Genomic DNA, 8,516 nt, shown 5'->3' on the forward strand with positions numbered 1-8,516 from the left:
AACTAGCAGCATGCCTTGGCATGCAAAAATCCCTGCCACAAAGTGGCAGGACGTGTGCTTTAGCACACAGTTATATAATCTAGTTTTGTGCTAACAAAACTAGCAGCATGCCTTGGCATGCAAAAATCCCTGCCAAACACCCCAAACAACTATATTAACCAACAATTGAGCGCACAAACTCAAGCGAATCAGGAACATTTTTTACGCCTTCAAAGATTAGATATGCGTTCGGTTCTTCCTTCGCTATTACAGGCAAAAATTCTTTCCAACCCATAATTCCCTGTCCCAAAGGAGCAATTTCAAGCTCACCGTTTTTTACAACATAATCTTTTAAATGAAAACCGCAGATTTTTCCTTTAAAGAGTTTCAAACACCTTTCAAAAATTTCGGCACGTTTTTCGTGATTTCCAATGTAAAGATAATTGTAAATATCAACAATAAAACGGAAATTTTCCTGTTCTGGATCAATTTCATCGGCAAGACGCTTAAGCTGCTCTGGACAATACATACAATGTCCCCAGGCTCCTTCCAAAGCCATGCAGACACCGTTTTTTTTTGCAATCTCTGGCATAGGCGCAAAAATCGACTTAACTTCAGCAAAAGCCTCTTCAGTCTGATTTTTTGGATTGTAAGTCCATTTATCGTCATTGTAAGAGCCAGTCTCTGAAGCAACAAATTTTGCCCCAAATTCAGCAGCATGACGCAAATGATCGGCGTATTTTTCTGCTCCAAGTTTTACTTTTTCTTTATTAGAGTGAACAGGATTAAAATATGCGCCCAAGAGAGGAATTTCAACACCGTTAGAATTAAAACCTCTACGGATTTCAGAAACAACCCTGTCCGTCAAAGTACCAGGATTACCGTTTTGTCCTTCAATAGCCTTTGCAATTGCAAGCTGAACTCCGTCAAATCCCCATTCATGGGCTTTTTGTCCTAAAAATTCAGCAGAACCTTTTCCAATATCATGTGGTCTAATTAAAATTTTCATAAGTCCATTATATCTACAGCCAGTACAAATTGCAATTTTTGAAAAACTAAAAAAAATGAAGATTTGAGCATAAAAATTTTCTGCAAAGTATTGTACGTACCCACAATACAAGCAGGTGTGTAGCATAGTGCCAGAGCATAACACAAAGAGTTTGCGACAAATTAAATATGAAAGAATAATAAAATAATTTAAAACAAAAAAGGCATCCATTTTCAGGATGCCTTTTCACTTCAAAAACTAACTATAACTAGCAGTTTTCTGCAAAGTATTTGATTGTGCGTACCATCTGGCTTGTGTAAGAGTTTTCATTGTCATACCAAGAAACAACCTGTACCTGATATGTATCGTCAGAAACCTTAGAAACCATAGTCTGTGTAGCGTCGAAGAGCGAACCAAAGCGCATTCCGATTACATCTGAAGAAACAATCTGATCTTCGTTGTATCCGAAAGATTCTGTTGCTTCAGCCTTCATTGCAGCGTTGATAGCTTCTTTTGTAACTTCTTTGTCTGTTTTGATTACAGCAGTCAAGATTGTTGTAGATCCTGTTGGAACTGGAACACGCTGAGCTGAACCAATTAATTTTCCGTTCAATTCAGGAATTACAAGACCAATAGCCTTTGCAGCACCTGTTGAGTTTGGAACGATGTTCTGAGCACCTGCACGTGAACGGCGGAGGTCGCCTTTGCGCTGTGGGCCGTCAAGAATCATCTGGTCGCCAGTGTAAGCGTGAATTGTAGACATGATTCCGCTCTGGATTGGAGCAAAGTCATTCAAAGCTTTAGCCATTGGAGCCAAGCAGTTTGTTGTACAAGAAGCGGCAGAAATGATATTGTCGTTCTTTGTAAGAGATTTGTGGTTTACATTGAATACGATTGTTGGAAGGTCGTTTCCTGCAGGAGCAGAAATTACAACTTTTTTAGCACCTGCATCGATGTGAGCCTGTGATTTAGCCTTTGAAACATAGAAACCTGTACATTCGAGAACAACGTCAACATCGAGAGCTTTCCATGGAAGGTTAGCAGCATTTGCTTCTTTGTAGATTGTGATTGTTTTTCCGTCTACAACGATAGCACCTGGCTTTGTTACAGTTTTTCCGTCTTCAGCAAGAACGTCATCAATATAAGAAACTGTGTGTTTATTTTCACCAATTCTTCCAGCATATCCACCCTGTGCTGTATCATACTTCAAAAGATGAGCAAGCATTTTTGGGCTTGTAAGGTCGTTGATAGCCACAACTTCATATCCATCTGCAGCAAACATCTGGCGGAATGCCAAGCGTCCGATACGGCCAAAACCGTTAATAGCAACTTTAACTGCCATGATTTTATTCTCCTTAAAAAAATAAATTTAAATTCACTATATTTAAAATACTGAATTTCAAGCAAATAGTCTATAAAAAAATTATAATAAATTGACCGTTCCAACTTTTCGGTCAGAACCATCGAAACTAAAAAAGAGTTTTAATCAAGTCTTTATATTTCTCAGCGATTTTATAGCGCATAATTTCCTGTTTTGCACTCAATTCAACACCAACTTCAAAACTTTTTGGAATCAACGCAAATTTACCGATTTTTTCGCAAGCACGAAAACCTTTTGCAGTAGAAATTGAATTCTTTATAATTTTATCAAAAACTTGAATTATAAAATCGTTCTTTAAAAGTTCTTCATAAGATTCATACTCAATATTATTTTTTTTTGCAAAATCTTCGGTATTTTCTTTAGAAGGCACAATGAGCGCTCCAAGACTTCGTTCATCTTGTCCAACAACCATAGCGCTTTCTATCAAGTCGTTTATCAACAACTCAGACTCCAGCACAGCAGGTTCAACATTTTCACCGCCAAGCAAGACAATTGTATCTTTTGCGCGACCTGTAATTTTCAATTCGTTGTCAAAAGTGCGTATTCCAAGATCGCCTGTATTAAACCAACCATCTTTATCAATCACTTTTGCAGTCAAATCTGGTCGTTTGTAATAGCCTTTCATAACCTGCCGGCTTTTTACAAAAATCAATCCCATTTTTCCAGGCCCAATATCTTCGCCACTTACGGCAACACCGTTTTCTTCCTTGCAGATTTTTAATTCGACAGTAGGAAAAATCGCACCTACGCAACCAGGGCGAGGTTCATGAGGATTTCTAAAAGAAATAACAGGCGCAGTTTCGGTAAGTCCATAGCCTTCCAAAAGGTTCAATCCTACAGCACGATAAAAATTGTCAATTTCGTGCGGAAGCGCTCCGCCACCGCTGATTGCAACATGCAGATTTCCACCAAATTTCGCTTGAAGTTTTTTAAATACGAGCAAATCTCCAAGTTTTTTCAATGGCCATAAAAGACACATGGGAACTATTCCCGTAAAAAAATCCAAAACACGGTTACGTTTTTTGTAAAGCTGGCATACAAGACCGCAAACCTTATCTTTCTGGTCAGCATAGGCACCGCCAATTTTTACAAAAAAATTAAAAAGAACAAGGGCAACTCCGCCTTTCTTTTTCATGGCTTTTTGAACGGCTTTTGCAAGAGATTCCCATAAACGCGGAACACCGCACATCCATTGAGGCTTTATAACCGCCATGTCTGCAAGCAAAATCTGTCCAACAGGCTTAGAATAAGCAATTCCGTTGCAAAAAACTGGAGCAGCATATTGAATCAAACGCTCAAAACTGTGCCATACAGGAAGAACGCTCAGCCACATAAATCCAGGATTAGAAGGCAAAAAGTTGTGGATTACAGAAAGCTGATAAATATAATTGTCATGAGTAAGCATTACTCCTTTTGGAGTTCCTGTTGTGCCTGAAGTAAAAATAATCGTGGCGGTGTCATCAGGTTCAACTTTTTCCATGTCAGACTCGATTTCCGCCTTTATCGCTTCTTTTTTTTCTGCATATTCAGTCCGCGCTTTTTCAAACAATTCGCTAAAATGAATTACTTTAAGACCGCAATCGGCTGCTTTTTTTTCAATTTCTTGCACAATTGGTTCGTAAATTACAACTGTTTTTAAGAGGGGAACTTCATCGATTTTTTCCAAAACTTTTTCGAGCTGATGTCCGGTTTCAAAAAAGCCAACTTTACAGTTTGTATAAGAAATTATAAAGCGAATTTCGTTTCCCATGCTATCGCAGCCACGAGGAACATCTGCCGCACCAATGGAAAGCAAAGCATAATCTGTCAAAAGCCATTCGCGACGATTGTCAGAAATCAATGCAACGTTAGAGCCTTTTTCAATGCCAAGTTTTTTAAACTGAAAAGCAAGAGCGACAAAATCATCATAAACAGAAGCGAATGTAAAATATTCAAATTTGCCGTCTTTATTTTTTGAAGCCTGAAGAACTGAATCAGGAACTTTTTCAACCTGCGCCTTCAGTGTTAAAGGAAGATTTTTTGGAAGCTCACGGAAAGTGTATTTTACCATAATTTTCTCCATTAAATGAAATCAAAAAACTCAAAAACAACAATCAAGCTGAAAGTCCTTTAGAGATTTACGTAATTTTACCACGAAATACTTTATATTGCAAAAAAGGCGAAACCTGCATATTCTTAAAATCAGGTTCTCGCCACAAAACTTAGGGATTGTATAAATAAACTAAACCGAATTATTTTTTATCGCTGTCGGAATCTTTATGGCGATTGTCAAAATAACCACCGTCTTCAAGATACCGGCGTCGCGTCATTATAAGATTTATCAGTTCGTGATACATATTAAAGTCAATTTCAAGAGCCATCGGAAGAAGGAAAAACTCTGTTTCGTCGCAGTAACGTTCGATAAAATGAGGATCTGTAACGTATCCGAGCGAAATCATATTGGAAATTCTGTCAGCACATTTTAAGATTTTTGCCTTTTGACTGCCTTTGTCCAAAATTCGCTGCAAAAATTCTTTTTTTGTTTCGTTTTCACTGCGAGTAACTTCAAGAACAAGCTTAAGAACTTCCTCACCTTCATCATCGGCATTGAGGATTAAATTTTTGTCAAAATCCTTAATGTCTTCAACAGTGTCATGAACGACACTGGCTTTTAGCAAAACAGAATCTATATAACCGTAATCTATCAGAATTGCAAGAGTGTCCATCTGATGCCGGAACATATTTCCTCCAGCATGGCGCGCCTTTCCAATAAGTCCCGTGGCAAGTTGCATATAAGGAGCCAAAACAATATTTTTAAGTTCTAAAGCTTCTTTATTTCCCATTTTTTCAGGTTTTTCGGTTTTCATTTCATACTTTATTCCCATGACGCACCTCTCTTGTTTGCAACATCTCCTGCAAAACTGATTATCTTGATTATCGGCAAATTTTAGTTCAAAGCCGCGATATAACTTTCAAGTTTTTCAATTCTGCGCTTAATTTCTGCAAGATTGTCGCGTTCTGCCTGAACAACTTCCGCTGGAGCATGCTGTCCGAATTTTCCGTTCAATTTGAATTCAATTCGTTCTGCATCTTTTTTATCTTTTTCAAGATCCTTGTTAAAATGCTTCAAAAGCTGTTCTGTATTTACATTTTCGTCAAGAAGAATAAAGGCTTCAAAACCAGAACCTACTGTACCGATTGATTTTTCAGGCTTAGATTCAACAAATTCAACCTTAGAAAGACCTGCTAAAAGCTGAATCATATCAGTTTTTTCTGTACAAACTTCAGCTGCGCTACCTTTTTCGATAAGAAGCGCAAGATTGATTTTGTCGGCAGGATTTACGCCACATTCAACGCGAATACCGCGCACACTTCTTACAACGTCTTTCAAAGCGACAAAACGGGCATTGATTTTTGAATCATCGCGTTCAACCTTGTATTCAGGATAAGGAGCCGAAACTAAAAGTCCAGTATAAGTTTCGTTCGGTAAAATTTTCTGGACACCGCTTGCCTTTCTGTTTTCAACAATTTGAGCCAAAGGCAATTTTGAATAGATTTCTTCGGTTACAAACGGAATAAATGGATGCAAAAGGCGGAGAGATTCTTCAAGAACGTTGAGCAATACAGAAACCTGTCTGTCCTTCTGTTCTTCAGTTCCGTGCCAGAATACAAGTTTTGTAGCTTCTACATACCAATCGCAGAAAGTATTCCAGAAATATTCGTAAACGCTGCTTGCCGCATCGTTGTAGCGGTAAGAATCAAGAGCGGAACGTGCATTTTTTGCAGCAGAATTCAATTCAGCAAAAATCCATTTATCAAGTTCCGTCAATTCTTCGTCTTTTACAGGAACAAGATTTCTTCCTTCCAGATTTCCGAGAATATAACGGCTTGCATTCCATACTTTATTACAAAACTTTGAACCGAATTTGAAAGAATCATTGTCGATTAAAATATCCTGCCCCTGGGCACAAAGATAGGTCAAAGTGAATTTGAGCGCATCCGCACCATACTGATCGATAATATCAAGAGGGTCGATGCCGTTTCCAAGAGATTTCGACATTTTTCTTCCTTGCTTGTCGCGTACAAGCCCATGAATGTAAATGTCATGGAAAGGCGCTTTTCCTGTAAATTCCAAACCAGCCATAATCATGCGGCTAACCCAGAAGAATATAATATCGTAAGCAGTAACAAGAGCAGTTGTAGGATAGAAATTCTTCAAATCTTCGGTATTTTCCGGCCAGCCCAAAGTTGAGAACGGCCACAACCATGAAGAGAACCAAGTGTCGAGGACATCAGGATCCTGTCTTAAATGAGAAGAGTCTGCGCCGCATTTTGGACATTTTACAGGATTTTCGCGACTTACGATTGTTTCACCGCAATCACAGTACCATGCAGGAATTCTGTGTCCCCACCAGATTTGACGGCTCACACACCAATCACGTATATTTTCGAGCCAGTGAGTGTATGTGTTTTCCCATTTTTTTGGAAAAAAAACAACTTCTCCGTCTTTCCATGCCTTCAGCGCTTTTTCGGCAAGAGGCTTCATTTTTACAAACCACTGATAAGAAAGATAAGGTTCTACAACAGTATGACAGCGATAACAGTGTCCTACAGAGTGAACCATTTTTTCTTCATCCTTAAAATTTCCGCTTTCAGTCAAATCTTCAATAACAAGTTTTCTTGCAGCATCAGGCTTCAGACCACGATATTTTTCAGGAACATTGTCGTTCATAGTTCCGTCAGGATTAAGAAGGTTGATTACTTCGAGATTGTGGCGCTTTCCAACTTCCCAGTCGTTAGGGTCGTGAGCAGGCGTAATCTTAACCATACCAGTTCCAAATTCTTTATCAACATAAGAATCCGCAATAATCGGAATTTCTTTGTTAATCAAAGGCAAAAGAACTTTCTTACCAATCAGATTTTTATAACGCTCATCATCAGGATTTACAGCAACAGCCGTATCTCCAAAGAAAGTTTCTGGACGAGTTGTAGCAACTTCAATTCTTCCAGAACCATCGGCATAGTTATAATAAATGTGATACATTGCGCCCTGAGTATCCTCATGCTCAACTTCATCATCAGCCAGAGCAGTACCGCACCGAGGACACCAGTTTACAAGATACTGGCCTTTATACATAAGTCCGCGTTCATACAATGTAACAAAAACATCACGAACAGCTTTAGAAAGTCCCTCATCATAAGTAAAACGCTCACGGCTCCAGTCAACAGAGTTTCCAAGTTTTTTCTGCTGTTTTACGATAATGTCGTGGTGTTTATGAGTAACTTCCCAAGTTCTCTCTGTAAAAGCCTCGCGTCCAAGGTCATTGCGGTTTTTGCCCTCTTTTTTGAGCTGCTTTTCAACAACATTCTGAGTGGCAATTCCAGCATGGTCGGTTCCAGGAATCCAGAGAGTATCATCTCCCTTCATTCTATGATAACGAACAACAACGTCCTGCAAAGTATTATTAAGACCGTGTCCCATGTGTAAGACACCAGTAACGTTCGGTGGCGGAATTACAACAGTATATTTTATATTGGAAGTTTTTTGAGAATGAACAGGCGAATCTTTATCGCTTGCAGGTTTAAAACAGCCTTTTTCAACCCATTCATTATAAATTCTGTCTTCAAAATCTTTTGGATTATAAGCCTTTTCAAGTTCAATAGCTTTCATTTTTCGAGCATCCTTAAATAGAAATCAGGTTTAAATTCGAGTAATTTTTTATATTCGGGTGGCTTTTTGCTTTGCAAAAATCGGGCTTTTCGCACTTCGCCGTCTTGCGCGGCTCATTCCTTCGAAATGTTTCTCCACTACGTTCCGAAACATATCGAAGGAACTAAAGGTGCTACAATCCCTGCCACATACAAAAACTCAACATTAGCCTAATAAACCATTATAAAGAAAAAACAAGGTCTGTTCAATTGACGCGAATAAAAACACCATAAGGCTGGCAATCGACATATAACGCCAGAAAATAACACGAAAAACAACAAAATGGAAAAACTACGCAAACGCCAGAAAACAACAAAACGTCAAAAGCGCACGGAAGTGTCAACAAACCCTTGCAGCAAACAAAAATCAATGATATGGAAAAAAAATGTACAAACGGCAGAAAGACGCAAAAATAAAGCACCGAGCCACACAAAGTGCGCTGACTGGAAAGAATGAAAAAAAATAATTTAAAAAGAAAA

Annotated in this window: 5 protein-coding genes; all 5 read right to left on the reverse strand. The window is 38.6% G+C overall.

From position 1 onward, the window contains the following. Positions 1-154: 154 nt before the first annotated feature. The 5 genes from ACT6XC_RS09120 to ACT6XC_RS09140 all read right to left on the reverse strand — a co-directional run bounded on the left by ACT6XC_RS09120 (position 155) and on the right by ACT6XC_RS09140 (position 7,998). The gene (locus ACT6XC_RS09120) at positions 155-988 is read right to left on the reverse strand and encodes a sugar phosphate isomerase/epimerase family protein (protein WP_443738892.1); all 834 of its coding nucleotides are present in this window, start codon (positions 986-988) and stop codon (positions 155-157) included. A gap of 247 nt (positions 989-1,235) precedes the next feature. Further along, complete coding sequence (gap, locus tag ACT6XC_RS09125; RefSeq protein WP_443738891.1) at positions 1,236-2,309, reverse strand: type I glyceraldehyde-3-phosphate dehydrogenase; 1,074 nt, start codon at positions 2,307-2,309, stop codon at positions 1,236-1,238. A gap of 127 nt (positions 2,310-2,436) precedes the next feature. After that, entirely contained in the window at positions 2,437-4,398 is a 1,962-nt protein-coding gene (locus tag ACT6XC_RS09130) for an AMP-dependent synthetase/ligase (RefSeq protein ID WP_443741576.1), read from the reverse strand. Between the two features lie 181 nt (positions 4,399-4,579). After that, positions 4,580-5,194 (reverse strand): hypothetical protein, encoded by a 615-nt coding sequence (locus tag ACT6XC_RS09135; protein ID WP_443738893.1) that lies wholly within the window; start codon positions 5,192-5,194, stop codon positions 4,580-4,582. A gap of 80 nt (positions 5,195-5,274) precedes the next feature. Next, positions 5,275-7,998 (reverse strand): valine--tRNA ligase, encoded by a 2,724-nt coding sequence (locus tag ACT6XC_RS09140; protein ID WP_443741577.1) that lies wholly within the window; start codon positions 7,996-7,998, stop codon positions 5,275-5,277. Between the last annotated feature and the right edge of the window lie 518 nt (positions 7,999-8,516).

The sequence above is a fragment of the Treponema berlinense genome, from assembly GCF_052273165.1.
Taxonomy (GTDB): domain Bacteria; phylum Spirochaetota; class Spirochaetia; order Treponematales; family Treponemataceae; genus Treponema_D; species Treponema_D berlinense_A.

What these genes read in the sequence shown, in the direction of transcription:
- ACT6XC_RS09120 (WP_443738892.1), bottom strand. Translation starts at nt 988, where the DNA reads ATGAAAATTTTAATTAGACCACATGATATTGGAAAAGGTTCTGCTGAA.
- gap (WP_443738891.1), bottom strand. Translation starts at nt 2,309, where the DNA reads ATGGCAGTTAAAGTTGCTATTAACGGTTTTGGCCGTATCGGACGCTTG.
- ACT6XC_RS09130 (WP_443741576.1), bottom strand. Translation starts at nt 4,398, where the DNA reads ATGGTAAAATACACTTTCCGTGAGCTTCCAAAAAATCTTCCTTTAACA.
- ACT6XC_RS09135 (WP_443738893.1), bottom strand. Translation starts at nt 5,194, where the DNA reads ATGAAAACCGAAAAACCTGAAAAAATGGGAAATAAAGAAGCTTTAGAA.
- ACT6XC_RS09140 (WP_443741577.1), bottom strand. Translation starts at nt 7,998, where the DNA reads ATGAAAGCTATTGAACTTGAAAAGGCTTATAATCCAAAAGATTTTGAA.